The 19,705-nt window shown below is 56.4% G+C and carries 14 protein-coding genes; all 14 read right to left on the bottom strand.

From position 1 onward, the window contains the following. Positions 1-24: 24 nt before the first annotated feature. From IG609_RS04520 to tssC, 14 genes are read right to left on the bottom strand one after another with little or no spacing between them, the layout of a single operon-like run. Complete coding sequence (locus tag IG609_RS04520) at positions 25-1,461, bottom strand: VasL domain-containing protein (protein WP_193399186.1); 1,437 nt, start codon at positions 1,459-1,461, stop codon at positions 25-27. Between the two features lie 49 nt (positions 1,462-1,510). Continuing rightward, a complete protein-coding gene (tssM, locus tag IG609_RS04515; protein ID WP_193399185.1) occupies positions 1,511-5,008 on the bottom strand; it encodes a type VI secretion system membrane subunit TssM in 3,498 nt (1,165 codons plus the stop codon). A 24-nt stretch (positions 5,009-5,032) separates the two neighbouring features. After that, positions 5,033-6,454, bottom strand: a complete 1,422-nt coding sequence (gene tssA / locus IG609_RS04510; protein ID WP_193399184.1) for a type VI secretion system protein TssA — start codon at positions 6,452-6,454, stop codon at positions 5,033-5,035. Between the two features lie 11 nt (positions 6,455-6,465). Further along, on the bottom strand, positions 6,466-7,026 hold the full coding sequence (gene vasI / locus IG609_RS04505) for a type VI secretion system-associated protein VasI (RefSeq protein WP_193399183.1): 561 nt from the start codon (positions 7,024-7,026) through the stop codon (positions 6,466-6,468). Further along, positions 7,026-8,564: a sigma-54 interaction domain-containing protein gene (locus tag IG609_RS04500; protein WP_193399182.1), complete on the bottom strand. Its 1,539-nt coding sequence runs from the start codon at positions 8,562-8,564 to the stop codon at positions 7,026-7,028. Before IG609_RS04500 ends, vasI begins: the two co-directional genes overlap by 1 nt. A gap of 2 nt (positions 8,565-8,566) precedes the next feature. Beyond that, the gene (gene tssH / locus IG609_RS04495) at positions 8,567-11,164 is read right to left on the bottom strand and encodes a type VI secretion system ATPase TssH (protein ID WP_193399181.1); all 2,598 of its coding nucleotides are present in this window, start codon (positions 11,162-11,164) and stop codon (positions 8,567-8,569) included. 13 nt (positions 11,165-11,177) lie between these two features. After that, the gene (gene icmH / locus IG609_RS04490) at positions 11,178-11,954 is read right to left on the bottom strand and encodes a type IVB secretion system protein IcmH/DotU (protein ID WP_039276629.1); all 777 of its coding nucleotides are present in this window, start codon (positions 11,952-11,954) and stop codon (positions 11,178-11,180) included. A 15-nt stretch (positions 11,955-11,969) separates the two neighbouring features. Then, positions 11,970-13,307 carry a type VI secretion system baseplate subunit TssK gene (tssK, locus tag IG609_RS04485; RefSeq protein WP_039547059.1) on the bottom strand — a complete coding sequence of 446 codons (1,338 nt, stop codon included), beginning with the start codon at positions 13,305-13,307 and terminating at the stop codon, positions 11,970-11,972. 2 nt (positions 13,308-13,309) lie between these two features. Beyond that, complete coding sequence (gene tssJ / locus IG609_RS04480) at positions 13,310-13,831, bottom strand: type VI secretion system lipoprotein TssJ (protein WP_116163208.1); 522 nt, start codon at positions 13,829-13,831, stop codon at positions 13,310-13,312. Beyond that, positions 13,831-15,051, bottom strand: coding sequence for a type VI secretion system-associated FHA domain protein TagH (gene tagH / locus IG609_RS04475; protein WP_193399180.1), 1,221 nt, complete (start codon positions 15,049-15,051; stop codon positions 13,831-13,833). Before tagH ends, tssJ begins: the two co-directional genes overlap by 1 nt. A 2-nt stretch (positions 15,052-15,053) precedes the next feature. Continuing rightward, positions 15,054-16,052 carry a type VI secretion system baseplate subunit TssG gene (gene tssG, locus IG609_RS04470; protein ID WP_193399179.1) on the bottom strand — a complete coding sequence of 333 codons (999 nt, stop codon included), beginning with the start codon at positions 16,050-16,052 and terminating at the stop codon, positions 15,054-15,056. Continuing rightward, positions 16,016-17,782 (bottom strand): type VI secretion system baseplate subunit TssF, encoded by a 1,767-nt coding sequence (gene tssF / locus IG609_RS04465; RefSeq protein ID WP_193399178.1) that lies wholly within the window; start codon positions 17,780-17,782, stop codon positions 16,016-16,018. Before tssF ends, tssG begins: the two co-directional genes overlap by 37 nt. 2 nt (positions 17,783-17,784) lie before the next feature. Further along, positions 17,785-18,216: a type VI secretion system baseplate subunit TssE gene (gene tssE / locus IG609_RS04460; protein WP_012822785.1), complete on the bottom strand. Its 432-nt coding sequence runs from the start codon at positions 18,214-18,216 to the stop codon at positions 17,785-17,787. A 5-nt stretch (positions 18,217-18,221) separates the two neighbouring features. After that, on the bottom strand, positions 18,222-19,700 hold the full coding sequence (gene tssC, locus IG609_RS04455; RefSeq protein ID WP_193399177.1) for a type VI secretion system contractile sheath large subunit: 1,479 nt from the start codon (positions 19,698-19,700) through the stop codon (positions 18,222-18,224). Between the last annotated feature and the right edge of the window lie 5 nt (positions 19,701-19,705).

The following is a 19,705-nucleotide window of genomic DNA, read 5'->3' as shown; positions in this document are numbered from 1 at the left end:
TCAGCGTTTTTCCCTTCTCGACAATCAACTGGCAGAATTGCTCTGCTGCAAACGGTACAAGCGAACGTTGAAGGCGCGCAGTTCGTCTTCCATCGCACGTAGCTCCGCAGGCGTCAGCGACTGGCTCCTGGTTTTACGCGCCTCAAGCTCCCGCAGCCGTATCCCAAAGGGAACGTCCGATATCAGGTCTTTTTGCATATCGTAGAGCTTTGACTTCAGGTAGGAAATCGTCACCGTCCGGCGCTGCTGCTCCAGTTCCAGCAGTTGCTGCAAGGTATCGTTGACTCTGGCCTGAACCTGTTCGTAGCCCCGCGTTTTCGGTTCATCGCCCTGCTGGCGTTCAAGCGCAATCTGCCATTGGCGTTCCATTTCCTTCACCGCCAGCGAATCGGGATAGAGTTGCTGCATCACGTTTTTCAACCCGTTGCCGTATTGATACAGGTAGAAAGGCGAGGCATTTTTCACCTGTTCCAACTGAGCCTGATAGCGATTGATCAGTTCACCTTCCATGCCCTGTAATTTCTGCTCGCCCAGCGCAATACGTACTCGGCGAATGTCATTATGATCGGGGGCGGCGGGCAACGCGTAGGCTGGCTGTTGCAGTAACGCCAGTGCATCGGCCTTCTGTTCCTGCCAATACTGCCAGCCAGTAATGGCTGCGACAGGCAACGCACAGGTCAGCAGCCCAGAGACAAACCAAAACCACGCTGGCTTATGCTTTTTATGCGCCTCAATTTTCAATACCGTCGGTTTCATTTGCCCTTTCTCTCGTCCGATGAGAATGCTACCCGCAGGCAAAGCAGCCTGACCCGAGCCTGATGAACCACTGCTTGGCACCGTCGCGCCGGGCTCCATGTCAGAGTGAAAGAACACCATGGGCGGAATCTGCATATCCTGCTTTTTCAGTTCCTGATCGTCCGACACAATGACAATCTCGGTTTCATCAAACAAATGGGTATAGCCTTCGACGAAGTGCAGCAGATTCTCGACGCGAGGAATGCGGCTCAACCCCGAGTTATGCAGCTTTTCACTCATCAATTGCAGCGCACGTTCGCAACGGTAAACCAGCCGCTTGTGTTCATGGCTAATGGCGTACTGCCGCACCACTTCGCTGATACGAGCAATAAACCAGTCCAGCATCTCGATACGCGCTCGTTCCTGATGCACTGGCGGCCAGAAGTTATCCCACTGCGTCACGATCAAATTCGCCAGAAACTCACAGCTTTCCGTGAAGCCGGTTAATCCCGCCAGCCGTGAACGCGCCAGCGTAAAGTAAATCGCGGTCTGGAGATCCACGCCCTGCTTTTCAAAGATGGTGGTGGCCATATCGTGCACCAGCATCCAATCCACATCGGGGCGAGACGCATGACTCAACTTGTTAATTTCCGCCCGAAGTGCGTCAAACTCCGGCAGCATCCGTGGATCGCGGCCGACTTTCAGGGCCTGTTGTGCATCTTGCATATCACATCATCCAGCAATAGGGAGCCTGGATAGGCTCCCGAGAGTTAAATTAATAAAGCGAGTCAGGCAGCGTGAACTGGCTGAACAGACCACCGGCAAACGGGTTGTGGCTGGCATCGGTATACACGCGATAGGTCATCGCCCCGTTCTCCAGCGAGAAGCGCACGTCAAAGGTGTTCTCATTCACCTGAGTCAGTTGATCGCTATTGATTAACCGGAACATCGCCCACGGCCCGTTAAAGCTCAGGCTGCGCGGTGAACGCTCACGATCGTCCGGCACCAGCGTCAGCTTACTTTCGGCCCCGTCGCGCATACTGTTTGGCCACACCAGCGGCGTTTTCTGGCGACGACCGTGGCTATATTCCAGCAGTTGTCCATCCAGATTGAGCACGCTACGGCGCTTGTTCGCCGTCAGCTCCAGCGGTTCCAGCACGAAATGCACTTCCAGACTGCCCTGCGCATTAAACAGGGTCTGGCGGATGCGAGTGGCGCGTTCAAGCTGTTTCACCAGTTCAGCCTGCAACGGCGACGCCATGCCTTCTTCCAGCATGCCGCTCTCCATCATCGCCTTGAGGTTGGTTTGATAGAAGCTGTCCAGCGTCCCGCCAGTCATGAAGAACATTTCCATTTCCGATAGCGGCACATCCTTGTTCGATGACGGGTCGAAGGGATAACGATCTGCCAGCTTCTCATTGAATGGCATGACAACCTTATCCAGCCATTCCTGATTCAGCGACGACATCGCCAACCCAGTCACCAGACTCGCGCTTTCTCCAGCTAATTGTCCTACCCAGCGATCCAACGGCGCGGGCAGGCTGCGGGCGTATTGCTGTAAGGCGAATACCGGATCGGCAAATTTATTTCCCTGCCGCGCCTGCACCGCTTTCAACGCCGCCTGTCCCGGATCGGTTGCGTTAACGATCTGATCGAGATAGTGATAGAGATCCGTCAGTTTCTGATTGACCTCTTGCACCAACGGCCCCTGCTCACCACGTCCACTCAGCGCCGCATTGATAGTCATAAACGGACGGCCCGTACGCGTATTAATGCTCTGCGCCGTGTCGTTATCATCATCGGACAGTTTACGGATACGGGTGTTGTCACTCACCGTCGTCAGCACGCGCTGGAAAGGCTGATCGTTGCCGGTAATATCCGTGAGAATATCGAGCGCCTGCTCCGGCGTATCGAGCGTCTGCACATCAATGTTCGCCAGCACTTTCTGCCACTGGTTGATGTAATCCGTGATGTAGCGGTCATTCACCTGACGCAGAATTTCCCGCCGATCGGCCTCGCTGAACTGCGCACGCTCACGCTGTCCCAACACCCAGGCGTCCAGCGCAGTCAGCTCTAACAGCGCTTTGTCCTGCTTGAGGTAATAGTCGCTAAAGCCGGGATACGTCAGCAGTCGAGGCACACTTCCCGCTTTGTCATTACGCAGAGAAAACACCGGATCAAACGTCGGCCCGACTTCATCACGAATCGCTAAATCTGGCGGCAGCACCTGCGTCGCCTTCATCACCAGACTCTGATAAACCCGCTGATACATCGGCAGCTTGCTCAGTTCCTGCTGGGCCAGCGTAATCGGCTGACTAAAGGGTGCAAAAGTGCTGATCGCTACCGCGTCTTTCTGCTCACGCGCCTTGTGCCAATCAGTGTGTTCAAGGGCGTAATCCAGATGCTGCATCAGCTGTTCCTGCACGTTGCCCTGTCCGGGAAATGCCTTCTGCCAGCGCTGCGCCATAAACTGTTCGACCAGCGCTTTATTGCGCCCTGACGCATCATCCAGCATCCGCATCACGCGCAGAATCGTCAGCTTTTGCTCGCTATTGGCAGGTGCCTGATTCAGATCTTCCAGCAGCCCTTGCATCACCGCCGGGAGAAAGCGCTGATTCAGCATTTGCAGGTAGGTGCCTTCAACATGAGGCCCAATCTTGTCGCCCTGATACAGGCCAAGATCGGCCAGCAGCGGCGTACGCTCGTGGTAATTACCAAAGGATAAGGTCGCATCGCGAATCAAATTCAGACGCGGCAACTGCTGATAGCCGTAACCCTGCTGGCCTTCCAGCTCATTGGTGCCGATAAAGGCCTGCGCTTTCGTCAGGACGTTACGTCCCGCCTCTTCATTGACCCGATAGAAATGGTGCCAGCTGCCAATCAGCGCCAGACTGGCGAGTAGCATGCAGCCCACGCCGATACTCAGCCGACGTCGGCGATAGAGGCTATGCAGCCGGTTTTCCCCCGCCAGACTGGCCTCTGGGAAAATGACGTCAGGGAAGAGACGTTGTACAAAGAACGTATTGGATTCACCGCGCAGCGCAGGGTTAATCGGCTCTGGCAGTTGATAGCGTCGGGAAGCCGATTGCGCAAAGGCATCGAACGGCACCCCTTGTTGGTAGACCGAACTGACGTAGACGCCGCGGATCAGGAACGCGCGATCTTCGCCCGTCGCTAACGTTTCCGTCAGCACATCCATCACATAATCTTTCACGCCAGCGAGTTGGCGGACGAACGAGAACAGAGAATTACGCACGCTTCTGTCGGATTGCGTCAGCAGCATATCCGGCAGGTTGTCATTCAGGTGCGTGATCCACTCGTCCCAGAAGCGCTCCAGCTCTTCTAGCCAGCCTTTGCTGTTGCTCGCCTGCGGCGTAAACGTCACGCCTAACACGGCCTGACGCGCGTCGCGGTTCAACTGGCGATAGACCTTATCGAAGCCGCTCAGCATATCCAGCCGAGTCAGTGCGATATATACCGGTAAGCGCGTATTAATGTTGACGGAAATTTCTTGCAAGCGGGCGCGCATCACCTGCGCGTAAGCTTTGCGATCGGCGACGCCAGCCTGCGCCAGCCAGGAAATATCCAGCGTGAGCACCAGACCGTTGAGCGGCTGGCGACGACGGTTTTCACTGAGCCACTGTAGCAAGTGCTGCCACAGTCGAGCATGACGCTGTCCGAGCGAATCGCCTTTCAACTCAGGCTGGGCAAGTAGCTGCCCGCTGGGATCCCAAATCACCGCGGATTCGCCGACCCAACTGCTCACCTGCTGGCCTGCCGCCACGTCTCGCAGCTCCGCATCCAGCTTCGGATTCATTTTGTTTGCCGGATTCGCGCGATGGATCAGGCTACTTTTCCCGCTGCCAGCCAGACCAATCGTCAGATACCAAGGCATCGCGTACAGCGCGCGTTTACCCAACTGGGTCTGGAACGCCTCCAGCCAGCGATCGAGAAACGTCTGCTGGCTGTCGACAAACACCTGCAAGGGATCCTGTTCAATCACCTGCTGTTCATGACGCTCCGCCCGCATCTGCTGCACGCGACGCCAGACCAGCCAGGCGCTGTAGGAAAACGCCAGCCACAGCCAAACCAGCGTGAACACCACGCGGCCCCAGATTCCCTGCAACGGACGGGACTCGCCCACCGTCAAACGCGGCCCCAGCCACCAGGCCAGAACCAACACGACAACCCACAGCAGCACGCCAAAAAGTAACCAGGAGGGTTTCAGTTTAGGCAACTGCTTGCGTAGAAAGGTTATGATTGTTTTAAACATAAGTGACCATTCACTCCGAATGTCTTATTTTTTGCGGGATGCCGCCAACCGCTCCACACGGCTAACCAGTCCCGGTTCCCATTGCATCAGGCCCAATTGTTGGCTTTCCTGCCACATGTGCTGATAGTGCTGTGCTGCCAGTGATTTCATCCCTTCTTCGGCGAGTAAATCCGCCAGAACCAACTCGGCATAAAAGCGGTCGCGCGGCTCTTTCAGGCGACGCATACGTTCATCCAATAGCTGCATCGCTGCCCCAATGCCTTTCTCATCTCGACAGGCCGCCGCCTCCGTCGCCAGATCGTCCTGTCGCGCCCCGCCGCCGCGAACCGGCTGACTGGACTGCAACCACTGGCTACATTTCCCAGTCAAAAAGGGCGTTCCATCGCTGAACGCCAGTTCACGCAGCTCCGGCACACGCTGAAGAAACGACGAAAGCTCCTCGGCAATCGCCGTCGCGACAGAAGCATGTCCCAACCGTGAGGCCACCGAGGCGGACAGCATGTGGCCATCAAACCAGTAAGGTGCCAGCACCAGACTTTGTTCTATGCGTTCCCACAGCGCCAAATCGGCCTGAGCCAGCGCACTTTGGTATTCATCCACGCGATCTGACGAGACGGGTGCCAGTTGGGTTTTATTCCCTTTGGACGACATCGGCGGTGTGGCAATGCCTGACCAGATAGCGTGGCGGCGCAGACGGTAGCCCGTCGGTGAGTCAGGATGACGTTCAACCAGCAATGCCGCGACGTTCAACTGCGTTTGCCGCCAGCCGCGTTCATCGGATGAATTAATCTCCACCGAACTGACGGGCGTCGAGGCCGCGCTGGCGCTGGTTTCACTCCCGCCCGCGCCTCCAGTGCTGCTGGCTGCCGGAGTCGGTTTTGCCGTCTGATTCGCCTGTTCCTGCGCCTGCTGTCGCTGTCTGGCACGCTTAACGCCCTGCACCAGTTCATCCATCAGCGCCGCTTTGTCACTGGCCAGTTCGCCCCAACGAGTCGCCACCTGCTCCGTCAACTGCTGTAATTGCTCCAGCTCTGCGCTGGAGGCACTTTCTGCAATACGGGGCAGCGCGCTCTCAAAACGCCGAACAATCTGGATCATCAGCTTCTGCTTCTGAACCGGACTGGCAGGCCACGCGGGCACCCAGTAACTTTCCAGCCAACTGTCCAGCAGCATCAGGGCAGTAGAAAACGGTGTCGCTTTGGCTGGGTGCTGTAAACAGCGCAAGAGCTGCACCAGTACCCGCATGTCTTTGGTTTTGCTTTCCAGCAAGGTCAGGCAGTAACCCGCCACCACGTTAAGGTCGACCTGGTTATGCGCCAGCGACCCCAGCTTGACCAGTTCCGTCTCAACCTTTTCCCAGAGCGGATCGTCCGGCAATACCGCCGCGCGCAACATCTCATCCGGTAACGAGGTTTGCAGGCGTTTACACCAAGGATGTGCATGCATGAACGCCTCCTTTACCAGTGACATTGCTGACGCAGCGGCGCGAGTGCTTCGCCCAGCCCAGCGAGTTCGATACGCAGCGCGTGACCGTCCGCGCCGTTAAGCACCAGTTCGCGATGCCCAATCCAGCGCTTTAACGCATCAATCGCCGGCAGGCCGCGTCCCGACTCCAGCAGCAGCCCTCGATTGCGGATAAACCAGTTGTCGGAGACCGTCACGCCATCTAGCAGCGATGTGACGGACTCTCCTGCCCAGGGCTCGCTGAGCGTTAAGCGCAAGTGCGTTATATTGCTGGCGCAGCTAATCACCAGCGTATTGCCATCGTCCAGCATACGGGTGAGCGTCATATCGCCGCTGTCTGCTTCACGTCCCAGTTGAAACGTTCCGCCCGTCGCGGCGTTATCACGCTGTGGGGACAGCGTGCCGTTGCGTTCCGCTTCCCGCCCCAGCGCGTCATAACAGGCCAGCCGGAGCTCTGAAGCCGTCTCATTGCGGCACTGTTCCCATAATGACTGCCAGGCGGGATCGGGTGTCGCGGCCGTTGCCAACAATAGAGGTGCCATCGTCAGAAACATCAATTTACCTCCAGCTTCTGGCATTTGTGGTCGAGAGTGCGTTTAGGGATATTGAGGCTATCAGCCACCAGCAGGCGATTGCCCTGAAACTGGCGCAGCCGTGCCTCAATGACAGCCGCTTCATACCGCTGTGTGGCAATACGCAAATCGTAGATGTGTTGATAGCGATCCTGTTCCTCAGTTGTACTGCTCGTCAGTCGCTCGCGCAGTTCCGGCGGTAGCGATGTCAGAGACAGCGCTTCGCCGTCCGGCGTATGTGCGCAGGCGACTTCCAGCAGATTACGCAGTTCCCGCACATTGCCGGGAAATTCATACGCCACCAATTGGCGAAGGAAGGCCCGGTTCAATGGTGCAACGTGCTTTTGCTGTTTATCTGCAAATTGACCGATGAAGTGCTCACACAGCAGACGAATATCGTCCGGCCGCTCGCGTAGCGGGGCGACCTGCAACAGACACTGGCAAAGACGATGATAGAGATCCTGCCGAAATACGCCGTCAGACACCTGCTGCTCCAGCGGCTGATGGGTCGCGGCAATCAGGCGGAAATCGGAATGCACTTCTTTCTCCGCGCCCAGCGGGCGGAAGCTGTGCGTTTCCAACACCCTTAACAGCTTGGCCTGCATGGACTGCGGCATATCGCCGACTTCATCCAAAAACAGGGTTCCGCCGTTAGCTTGCTCGACCAGACCAATCTTGTTACTTTGTGCGCCGGAGAACGCGCCTTTTTGGTAGCCAAACAGCTCGCTTTCAATCAGGTTTTCCGGGATCGCCGCGCAGTTGATGGCGATAAAAGGTTTATCGGCACGTTCGGAACACTGATGCAGCAGACGCGCCACCACCTCTTTTCCTGAACCGGTTTCGCCCTGAATCAGCACCGAAAGACGGTGTTTTGCCGCCTGATAAATCTGCTGATGCAGTTCTTTAATGACGACAGATCGGCCAATCAGCGTCGTTTCCACCCGCGTTTCCTGCTCGCGACGGCTCTGCCCTTCATCCTTAATCTGGCGGAGTGAATCTCTCAGCGCGACCTGCTCCCGTCGGGTATGCGCCAGCTCACGCAGCAGCATAAGCTGACGGCAAAACACCTGCGCCAGCCTCTCGCACTCGCCGTGCTGATGCAGCGTTTGCAGGCGCGTCGGCGTATCCAACAGCGCCAGCACCGCCAGCGGTTTACCGCTCTCCGACAGCAGCGGTAGCGCATGCAGCCCGCAGTTCGTCCCGACAGAAACCAGCATCTGCCGAAATTCACGGTGCTCAATGCGGGCACCGCCATAGAGAGAATCCCAGGTTCGCGCCTGATTCTTATGCAGCGCATACGCCAGCGGGTGGCTAAAGTCATCCACGCCCAGACTCAGCGCCACCGGCGTTTCATGCACTCGTCCCTGGCAGGTCAGTTGCCTGCCGCTGACATCCACCATACCCAGTAGCATCCCTTGAGGCTGCCAGGCGGCCTGCATCGTCTCCAGCAGCCAGTCGCACAGACCGGCCTCGTCATGCTGTCGGGTGAGTGCAAGCGCCAGTTCGAGGGCATGTTGCATACTCAGCCCTCAACCTCAGTCTGGAACTGGCCGGCTTCGACGCGGAAATGAATACGGCTGACAGGTTCACCCGCAGACATGCGTTGCAGCAGCTGTAGCGAGACCGGTGGCAGCAAGGCGCCATCAATCACCGATTCGAGCATACGCGCGCCGTTTTCGCTGCGATTCGCCAACCGCAGAATCTCTTCCGGCACCTCGTTCTCAATGATGACTTCCGCCCCAAAACGCTGTTGCAGCAGAGACACCAGACGCGACAGTTTGCCTTGCACGATCTCAACCATGGTGTCATGCGCCAGCGGCAGATAAGGGATGACTTCCATACGCGCCAAAAGTGCGGGTTTGAAGAAGGCTGCCAGCTCAGGGTAAAGCGCATCCAGCAACACATCCGACTGCTCGGCGTAGTTCACAATCGTCTGGAACCCAAGGTTGGACGTCAGGAAGAACACCACGTTGCGGCAGTCGATCACCCGGCCTTCGCCATCGGCGAGTTCACCTTTATCAAACGCCTGATAGAACAGGTTCAGGACGTCTGGGTGCGCCTTCTCCACCTCATCCAGCAGCACCACGGAATACGGCTTCTGGCGGATGGCTTCGGTTAACACGCCGCCTTCACCAAACCCGACATAGCCCGGCGGCGAACCGATCAGGCGTGAAACCGTATGTTTTTCCTGATATTCCGACATATTGATGGTGGTCAGATAGTTGCGTCCGCCAAACATCAGATCGGCAATCTGGAGCACGGTTTCCGTTTTACCCACGCCGCTCGGCCCTACCAACAGGAAAGCCCCCAGCGGACGCCCCGGACGACGAAGATCCGCACGCGCAGTCAGTAGGTGTTTATGCAATTGAGCAATCGCTAGCTGCTGCCCTTTAATTGAATCCCCCAGGAATTCAGGCAGGCGGGTGACGACATCCATTTCACTCTGTGAGATGCGGTTCAGCGGCACGCCTGTCCACTCGGCAATAACGGCCGCAATTTGCGTTTTATCAACGTGGGGAGAAACCAGCACGGAAGCGTGTTGCAGCGCTTCCAGCGCCTGTTCACAGGCCGCCAGTTCCTCCGCAGCCGACACCGTATCAAAATCAACAGACTGATCTTCATCCAGCAGCGCCGTGCGCAGTTCAATCACGCGCTGAACCTGTATTTTCTGCTGCTGCCAGTCGGCTTCCAGCTGTGCCAGCGATGCCGCGCCTGCTTCGCGGGCGTCACGCAGGTCGGCTAACCGTTCTTCGGTATTACCCAGACCAATACGCGCCTGACGCTCAAGCTGGGTAATTTCCATCTCCTGCTGATGCAGGCGGGTTTGCAACTGGCTGACCGCACGCGGTGGCGTCGTCAGGTTAATCGCCACGCGCGCGCTGGCCGTATCCAGCACGTCGATGGCTTTATCGGGCAGTTGGCGACCAGAAATATAGCGGGCCGAAAGCTGTGCCGCCGCCTGAAGCGCATCTTCATCAATCAGCACGCCGTGCGCTTTTTCATAGATACCGCGCAGCCCACGCAGGATAACCGTGGCTTCTTCCGCATTCGGTTCACCGACTTTGACGAGCTGGAAACGGCGGGAAAGCGCCGCGTCCTTCTCGACGTATTTTTTGTATTCGCTCCAGGTCGTGGCCGCGATGGTGCGCAATTCACCGCGCGCCAGTGCAGGCTTGAGCAGGTTAGAAACGTCCAGCCCGCCCGCCTGATTGCCTGCCCCGATGAGCGTATGCGCTTCATCGATAAACAGAATGATAGGGCGCGGTGAATCTTTCACTTCCTGCATTACGCCTTTGAAACGTTTCTCAAATTCGCCTTTCACCGAGGCACCGGCCTGCATCGCTCCCAGATCGAGCGTGAGCAGTTCCACATCCCGCAGTCTTTCCGGCACGGCACCGGCCACGATGCGCAGCGCCAGCCCTTCGATCAGCGCACTTTTACCGACGCCCGCTTCCCCGACCACAATCGGGTTGTTTTTACGACGGCGGGAGAGAATGTCGATCATCAGATCGATTTCATGGTCGCGGCACAGCACCGGATCCAGTTGCCCCTGTCGGGCGGATTCCGTCACGTTTTGGGTATAGCGAGAGAGCTGCGTGTTCGCCGCAGCAGCCTGTTCGGCCGTGGCAGACTGCACCGCGACTTCCGTTTCCACCGAATCCTTCACCCACTCATCAAACTGCTGGCGTAAAAGCTCACGGTTAATCTGCGCCAGCGGGCGGGATACTGCGCCAGCCACATAGCGATTGGGCGTCATCAGCAGGACCAGCAGCAAGATGCCGCTACGCAGGCGTGAATGTTGGAATTCAGCCGAGGCCAGCAGCCAGCTATCCTGTAACCACTCCACCAGCAGAGGGGAGAATGAGGGATAGCCCGCATCAAACTCTTTATCCATGGAGGAAGGCAACAGCAGCGAAGACAGCTCATCCGCATCCACGCCCGCACGCTTGAGGATCTGACGTACATCACACAGTGGCGTTTCCAGCATTTTCAGCAACAGGTGCTCAATACGGATTTCCGCACCCTGATGTTGAATACAGAGTGCCGCCGCTTCTTCCAGCATATGACGGCACACGGGGTTGAGTCGTTCAACCAGTGTCGGCAGTTCAATTCGAATCACGGTGTAGCTCCTGTTATTGTAATAATTCTCCCAGTTGACGCAGTACGTCCTGGGTTTGATGAGTTAGCTGATAGCGGTACAGGCCGAAGGCGGCCACCAAGACCACACACACGCCGACAAATAGCGTGCGTAATGACACCTGTCTGCGCAGCTGGTAGCGCGAGGCTTGCTGCCCCAGATTCAGGTGGAAAACCGTCGGCGAATTCGCAGGCTCGGGGCGCAGGGTGTCATGCAGCTTGTTCACGACGCGATTCAGTTCTTCACGCCCCTGCGTCATCACCCGATAGCGCCCTTCAAAACCCAGACAGAGACAGAGGTAGATAAACTCCAGAATGTCGCGATAGCGGGTGGGGTCGTCCAGCAGCTTCTCCAGCAGGACAAACACCTTTTCGCCTCCCCATGTCTCATTGTGAAAACGGGTCAGCAGAGAATGGGCCGACCACATGCTTTGGCCGCCCCACTCCCGCCCCATTACGGCTTCATCAATGAAGGTGCAGAGGATGTAGCGGAACGACAAGATCACGCCGTTTTCGTAGCCATGAGAGTGTAATTCCTGCTCGATAGCCTGAATTTCAGACACCACGCGCTGATACAGATCTTCCACGCCCTCATAGGCAGAGAGCTGACGTACCCGCTCCACCATGCCCAGCAGCGGCGTGACCGCATCCACCATCGGATTAATGCTTTGTCCACGCAGGCGGAACCAGTAGTCGGAGTCCATATCCATTTGTCGGGCATGGTCAAAAAGCAGGTCGCCCAGTTGCTCATTTTTAATCACTTCGATGCTCATCTCTTCCTCTCCTGACTACTGGCCACGAATAGCCCAAAGCTGCATATCCAGTTCTGGGAATTCGCCAGCAATGTGGAACGCCAACGTATTGCCGGACACCAGCATCTGCCAGGCAGGGCTTTGTCTATCCAGTTGGAAATAGCTGTAGCCCGCGTGATAAGGCAGTTGGCGCGGCGCCACCGGCAGCGGCAGCAGCGGGATCCCCGGTAGTTGCAGGCTGATCAGTTCGCGGATCTTCTCGCTGGAGGCGATCTTCGTTTGTTGCAGCAACTGCTTACGCAGATGCTCCTGCGGCATACGCGCACGTACCGCCAGCACAAACTCGGCGCTAGACATCAATTCCGCATCGCCAACCATTGCTACCATCACGCCATACGGCTGTTTCTTCAGTTGGATGGAGACGGCACGCGGCGACAGCACGGTGCTCAGCGCCTGACGCAGCGCCATCATCAGCGGCTCAAAGCTGGCTTGCTGGTGTTCGTGGCGATAGGCAGGGAACTCTGGCGGCAGGCGCGACTCATCGGTAAACGTCATCAGCTCGCCGCACAGTTCAACCAGCGTTTCGTGCAGGCGTTCAGGGTGCAACGTGCCAAGACGCGCCAGATGCGACAGTTTAGGCTGAGCGCGGTTAAGCAATTGCAGCATCATAAATTCAGCCACGTCTGCGACACCCTGCTGTCCTGGGGCGGCAATGCGCTGCGCCAGACTGCGCGCACGTTCCGCCACCAGACCGGCGGATTCCCCCAAAAAGCGTTTTAGGGTAGGGATCGCGGTGACGCTGATACTGCACGGCATAAAGTTAGGATCCAGAATCAAGCCGCCGTCAGGGCGTTTATCCAGAATGTTGGCAATCGCCAGCGAGGCATAGGCGCTGCGATCGTCACGATCGAGCATCAGGCGCAGGCTGACTTTTCCGACTTCCAGAGAAACGATATCGCCGCCGTCGCTGTGCAGATCGCGCACGTCATGCCGGTGCGATTGCAGACGACTGGCGATCCCCTGCCCCGGCTGACCGACTTCACTGACGCCATTTACCGCCAGCGGCAGCGCCAGATACACTTTCTGGTTTGCCAGCGCGACGTCGGTAATCTCTAACGGCAGTGGCAGGGCATCGTCACCCGGAATATTGAACACGGTGCCGTCAGGCATCACCCCGCTGGCGTTAACCAGCGCGATGCGGCCAAAATTGAGGTATTCCTCATTAATCGCCAGCGACTGCAAGCCATAGAAATAGTCACTGAGGGCGCTGAGACGCGCGTGCAGTGCGTAATCGGTGTGTCGTTGCTGTTGTTGAAAATGCTGCGGTTTAATGAACAGACCTTCCCGCCAGATAATGCGATTGCGACTCGACATAGTTATTCTTCTTCTTGGTCTTTTTTGATTTCAACTTCATCCCTGCGCAGGTGCACGAGGATCTGATACGTCTGCCCAGTGTTCTTTAGCTTGATGACTTTGCGCCACTCTGCGCTTTCTGAATCCGCATAGCGCGCCACCACGCCGAGATAGTGCACTTTTTCATCCAGCGCTTCGGGCGGCAGGTACTTGAACTGCCCCGGCAGCAGTGTGTAGTCCTGATGGCTGAGGTAATTTTTGGTTAACGCCTTTTCGATATCCGTCGTGATCTGGTCGTAATCGGTGGCTAACAGACGCGAATCTTCCGCCAACAGAACCAGTTGGAATTCGATAGGTGCAGCTTCACCGCTGTCATTCGGGTTAACGTCCGGTTCCGCCAGCAGGCTAAACCCCACGGTAGAAGGCTGATGATTATTATTGCCTACCTGAATGTCGGGATTCGCCGCCACCTGCGCCATCTTGCCCAACGTGGTACACCCCGACAGCAGGAACATCAGGGAACATAAGCACAGAGCCCGCAGCATTATTTTTGCTCCTGCTGTTGACGCACGGAACGGTCATACGCCTGTGCATACACCTGATGGAACAGTTTCTGGAAGCCCTGCTGGCGCGGCGACGTTAATTCACGGTAGTAGTGTTGATACATCTGCCACGCCCAGCCGTCATCGGCCGCCAGCGGTTCGCCACTGCGGCGATAGTGCTCAAAGCGGCTGAGCAGCGCGGCAGGCGAGAAGGCCTGAAGAATATTTTCCAACGCCACGGCAATCGCTTGCTGGTTCGCGATGTGATGCACACGCACATTGTTCAACACCTCTTCCACGGCGGCAGGCGCAGACAGGTGCACCGGGCTTTTTCCTTCGGCAAACAGCACCGACAGCGTATCCGCATAGCCCAGCCCCAGACGCAGTGGGTTATCTTCAATCGGGCGTAAATGCGTGTCCGCCATCGCCGCCTGTTCCGTCTGTAATGCCAGCAGGCCTTCCACCATCGCGCGCAGGCTTTTTCCCATCTCTTCCAGCATTTCGCGCAGTCGTGCATCGTCACCCGGCTGAAGTGACAGCCCCAGCCCACGCATCAGCGGCGCCAGAGACGTGCCATCGCTGTAGCCCTCCAGCCCTTCTCCCGCGTACGGTGTGTTGATAGTCGGTAATTCCACAAATTTCTGATCCATGGTGTCCTCAGCAGAAGAAAAAGAAGAAAGAGAGGTCGTGAGCGATGCGTCGACCGCCTCACTGTCTGATGGCAAGAGTGGCTGGCTCTGTTCTTTCTGTAGTGCCCACAGCGGGTCATTCAGCGCGACCGTGGTGTCAGCCAGATCGGTTGAGCGCATTTTTTTATCTTCACTTAGCCAGCCGCCCAGCACATCGACCTTGCCCTGCCCTAATATCTGATCGATATCCTGTTCCGTGGTGGGATCGCCGATATAAACGCCCAGTCGGAAAGGCCCGATAACCAGCTCATCGCCGTGCGACAAAATGACTTTGCGATCGCGCCCAATCGGCGACAGCGATCCGTTAATAAAAGACTGACCGCTCAGATCGCACAGGCTGAAATAGCCGTCGGTCATGTCGATACGGGCGTGCTCCGGCACGACGGAGCCCAGCCGATCCCGCAGTTGCCACTGGTCTTTTTCCGACGCGCCCAGCGTGCCACCACGGTGATCGAACTGGTGCTGCACCTGAGAATTGATATCGAGCTGCTCACTGTTGAGCACAACCAACGTGAGTGGATGGGTTACGTTCACATTTACTCCTGCACACAAATCGTCACATAGGGATCCGCGGGCGGCTGCCCGAGAAAGCTGCTCCATCCCAACCGGCTGCTTTGCTCACTGCCCAGACTTAAGCCCTTGGCTTCGCCTTCGGCAAAACCCAGACGCAGATCCCAGGCCAACTGATCGCGAAGAATGAAAGAGACAAAGCGCACCAGCGGCTGAAAATGCTCGCCGTTGGGCAAGAAGCTGAGAAAGCGGCTAAAGCTGAGATTGCCGACCTTGAGCAAAAACTTGCCGGCGCAGTCATTCACTTTGTCGCCGATAACAAAGTCACCGCCCAACATCATGTTTCCTTTGCCCAGGCGGTTCTGCTGCCCTTCGTGAATGGGCACGCGACGGTGCTGCCAGGCCAGGACAGCCACGTCATCCAGGTCAAAACAGTGAATAACCAAGCCCGCGACCACTTCCGGGGAACGGCTGGGGCTAGCGAGCACCCCGGCGTAGGAAAGCATCTTGGCGCGGTTAACCGGCAGGCTGTCGCGTACGGCGTCATTCCCTAACCCCACCAGCGCAAACATCAGGCGGGAGAATCCATCCTCACCCTCATTTTGAAAGCGGACGTGATAGCGGTATTTGCGCCATGCGCGGTGCAACAGCGTGAGTAAGCGGTGATGAAAGAAGTCAAGAAACACGCCCAGCTTCTGTTCGCCCTGCGCGTATTCCCAGGCCAGCTCTTCGAGGTAATAACCGGGCATCGGTGATTGACTGCCGTGCAGGCCAAGAAACGCGACTTCCAGCTCCTGACGTCCCTCTTCATCACATCCCACCTGCAAGACGTCGCTGGGGTGAAAACCGATGGACGCCGTAGAGCGAAAGCGCAGACGTTCTTGTTCAGGGCGGAAATCCAACGCTTGTTCCAGATCCACGCCTTCCAGTTGGTTAAGTAACTCCACCAATTGGAAAAAATTAAAGCGTGAGGCATCCTGCCGGAACGTCACATCATTGAGTGTTGACCTATCTGTACCGGCCATCGGTAGCGCTCCTTGTTATCGATGTTGACCACTTCCAACAGGTGGAAAGCGTTGACGCTGGCGTATAGCGAGAAGAAGTGCGCCAGCACCGTACTAAACAGATAGAGTTCTCCTTCACTGGAAAACGCGGATTGCCGTACTGACAGGATGGATTTCAAGCCGCGAACCGGCATCCCCTGAACCAAACGGTCGATCGGTGTAGTTTCAATAGAGTCGATACCCGCCAGACGCTTACGCGAGGCTTGTTCCGCCTGCTTGTCGTGCAGCGCAGGGAAATCGTAAGTACGCAAGATTTGCACCAATGCATCGCGCTGCAGCAGCGACACATAGTTCAGAGACAAGTTGGAGATCAGTGTCCAGTGCAGGCTGCCATCCATGGCTGGCCGCAGCGGTCGCGTCGGCCGCACCAGATTGCGAAACGTCGCGAAAGATGGCGAATTTCCAGTGGGTACGCAGATCGACCCAACGGGCAGTTTCGCCGCACGCGATCGGTTGGTACAGGTCAGTGTTACCGAGATGGATTCATCCAAATCAATCACTTCCTGCTCATCGCCGCGGACAAAAGAGAGCATGTGATCAAACCCGTTGCCGCTGACCGCTTCCCTTACCCGAATACGGTAATAGAGCGCGAGTCGTCCTTTAGCGCGCTCAATTTGGTGCTGAAAGCTCTCAAACGGCTGATAGGTGCGTGGGATGCCCCGAGCACGGCCGGAATTCCCTTCGACCCAGCCTTCAACCTTATCCACAGAGAAGATTTCAAAACTATCGGCGTTGCGGTAGCTGGCCTTCAACGGGTAATCCGTCTGGCGCCCGCTGAGGTTGATCGGTTCGCTATGATGCTGAAAGAGATTGATCGCCGGCACGCAGTTGAGCATGAACGAATCAGGACGGATTTTCAGTTCCGCCGGCAACGGACGATCAAAGCAAAAATGCAGACGGAATTCCGTTACCGTCAGCGGAAGCTCCGGCCATACCGCGTCCGCGAGTTGGAAAAAGAGAAAACTTTCAGGAAAACAAAAATATTCCTGCAGGATGCGGTAGCCGGAATAGACATTGCCGGGGTACGGCAATAGCGCATCTTCCCGCTCAAAGCCGACCGTCTTCAGCACGCTGGCTTCCTGACGGAAGTGCTGCCCATCAATTTCCAGCTCAATATGCGACAGCTGGCTGGCGATCCAGAAATAGAGTTCGTAGGCCGTATAGGTATCACCGCCCAGATAAAAGCGCAGTTTGTCGAGTTGCAGGTCACTTAGTGATAGCGGGCCATGCAACCCGACGTCCAGCGTAATGGTGGAAAGATCGTTGCCGCTCTGTACCTTGATCTCACGGATATCCGCTGGATAAATCCAGGCATCGTGACAGGTCTGAAAATGGCACACCACATCATCAATCGGCAGACTATCAAGCTCACAGCCGCGTTCAACAAACGCAGGCTGGGCAATCGCGCCGGGGAGTACCGAAAACTGCATAATCGTCATGCTCGGTACGGGGCGCAAGTAATTAGGCCACAGCATGCCCAGCAGACCGTGTGTCAGTTCCGGAAATTCATCCTCGATCTTCGCCCGCAGGCTCCCAGTCAAAAAGGCGAACCCTTCCAGCAGACGCTCGACGTCTGGATCCGTGGTTTGTTCTGACAAAAATCGGGTAAGCTCTGGGTGCGCCTTGGCGAATTCACGCCCTTGCAGGCGCAAGTAGTTCAGCTCATCCCTGAAAAAATGTTCCAGTGACATAATCAGATCATTCTGTAGTGGCGGTGGCTATCCATATGGATATTGAAAGAGGCAACCTGCTCCAGATCTTCCAATCTGACCCGTGCGGTAACCTGAAACGACATCTCCATCGGATTCGATAAATAGTCCGATGTGTCGACATCCACATGAACAATTCGCGGTTCAAAGCGACAGATACACTGTCGGATCGCCTCCCGGATTTTCCCCCGAATGTCCGCACCACCCTGCGTCGCGTCATTAAAATCAATCACGCCAAGCTCAGGTGCGCTGCGGCAATTTCCGGGCCGGGTGTTGAGCACATTGTCCAATTGACGCTTAACGGACTCGATCAGTGCTTCAACGTCCGTTTCAGGGGAAGAGCGACGCTCCTCCCCACGGATACGATCGAACAGACTTGCCGCGTTTCCCCTTTCCCAGGCAGAAAGAGACGGCATAAGTCTTATTCCTTATCCAAACGCCCTACCAGCGACAGCTCAAAGTTCGCCCCCATATACTTGAAGTGCGGGCGCACAGACATGGTGACCTGATACCAACCTGGTTCTCCTTCTACATCCAGCACTTTGATTTGTGCGGCACGCAGAGGACGACGGCTACGAACATCTGCCGGCGGGTTTTCCTGATCGGCGATGTACTGTTTAATCCAGGTATTCAACTCGCGTTCCAGATCCTGACGCTCTTTCCATGAGCCAATCTGTTCACGCTGTAGCACTTTGATGTAGTGCGCCAGACGGTTGATGATAAACATGTACGGCAGTTGCGTACCCAACTTGTAGTTGGTTTCCGCTTCTTTGCCTTCTTTGGTGTTCGGGAACACCTTCGGCTTCTGCACCGAGTTAGCCGAGAAGAAGGCCGCATTGTCGCTGTCTTTACGCATCGTCAGCGTGATAAAGCCTTCTTCGGCCATTTCATATTCGCGACGATCGGTGATCAGGACTTCAGTCGGGATCTTGGCCTGAAGTTGGCCCATGGCTTCATAAACATGCACGGGCAGGTCGGTAATCGCACCGCCGCTCTGCGGGCCAATGATGTTCGGACACCAGCGGTATTTCGCGAAGCTGTCCGTCAGCGCCGTTCCCATCAGATAGGCCGTATTACCCCACAGATAGTGTTCGTGATCGGTGCTGATATCTTCCTTGTAGTTGAAGGCCTTAATCGGGTTCTCTACTGGGTCATAAGGCAGGCGAGCCAGGAAGCGCGGTGCCGTCAGCCCCAGATAGCGACCATCTTCGGACTCACGCAGCGAGCGCCATTTCGTGTAGGCTGGGCCTTCGAAAACGGACTTCAGATCTTTGATGGAAGGCAGATCGGTGAAGCGATCCACGCCAAAGAAGGTCGGGGCAACGGAAGAGATGAATGGCGCATGCGCCATCGCACCCACGGCACTGACATACTGCATCAGCTTGATATCTGGTGAACTTTGCGTCAGCGCATAGTCACCGATTACGCCACCGATAGGCTGACCGCCGAACTGGCCGTAGCCGCTGGAATACACGTGCTTATAGAAGCCAGACTGTGAGATTTCAGGGGCGAATTCGAAATCTTCTAACAGCTCTTCTTTCGTCGCATGCAACACCAATAATTTGATGTTTTCACGGAAATCGGTGCGATCAACTAGCAGTTTCATAGAACGCCAGGAAGATTCCAGTTCCTGTAATTCTTTCGCATGCAGAATAACGTCAATCTGCTTGCTGAGCTTTTTATCCAGTTCGACGATCATGCTATCGACCAGCGCTTTGTTCACGGGCTCTGCTGCATTACCGCTATCAAGAATGTTAGCGACCAGCGCGGCAATGCCCTGTTTAGCCACGCTGTAGCCTTCATCAACCGGGCTGATACGCGCTTGAGCCATGATGTCATCAAGCAGCGATCCAGAAGCGCTGGCAGCGCCTGCCTGAACCTGTTCTTCAATTATTGACATATTTA

It is taken from the genome of Pectobacterium quasiaquaticum (assembly GCF_014946775.2).
Classification (GTDB): domain Bacteria; phylum Pseudomonadota; class Gammaproteobacteria; order Enterobacterales; family Enterobacteriaceae; genus Pectobacterium; species Pectobacterium aquaticum.
Note: the sequence above shows the minus strand (reverse complement) of the source record. Positions and strands in the feature narration are given on the sequence as shown.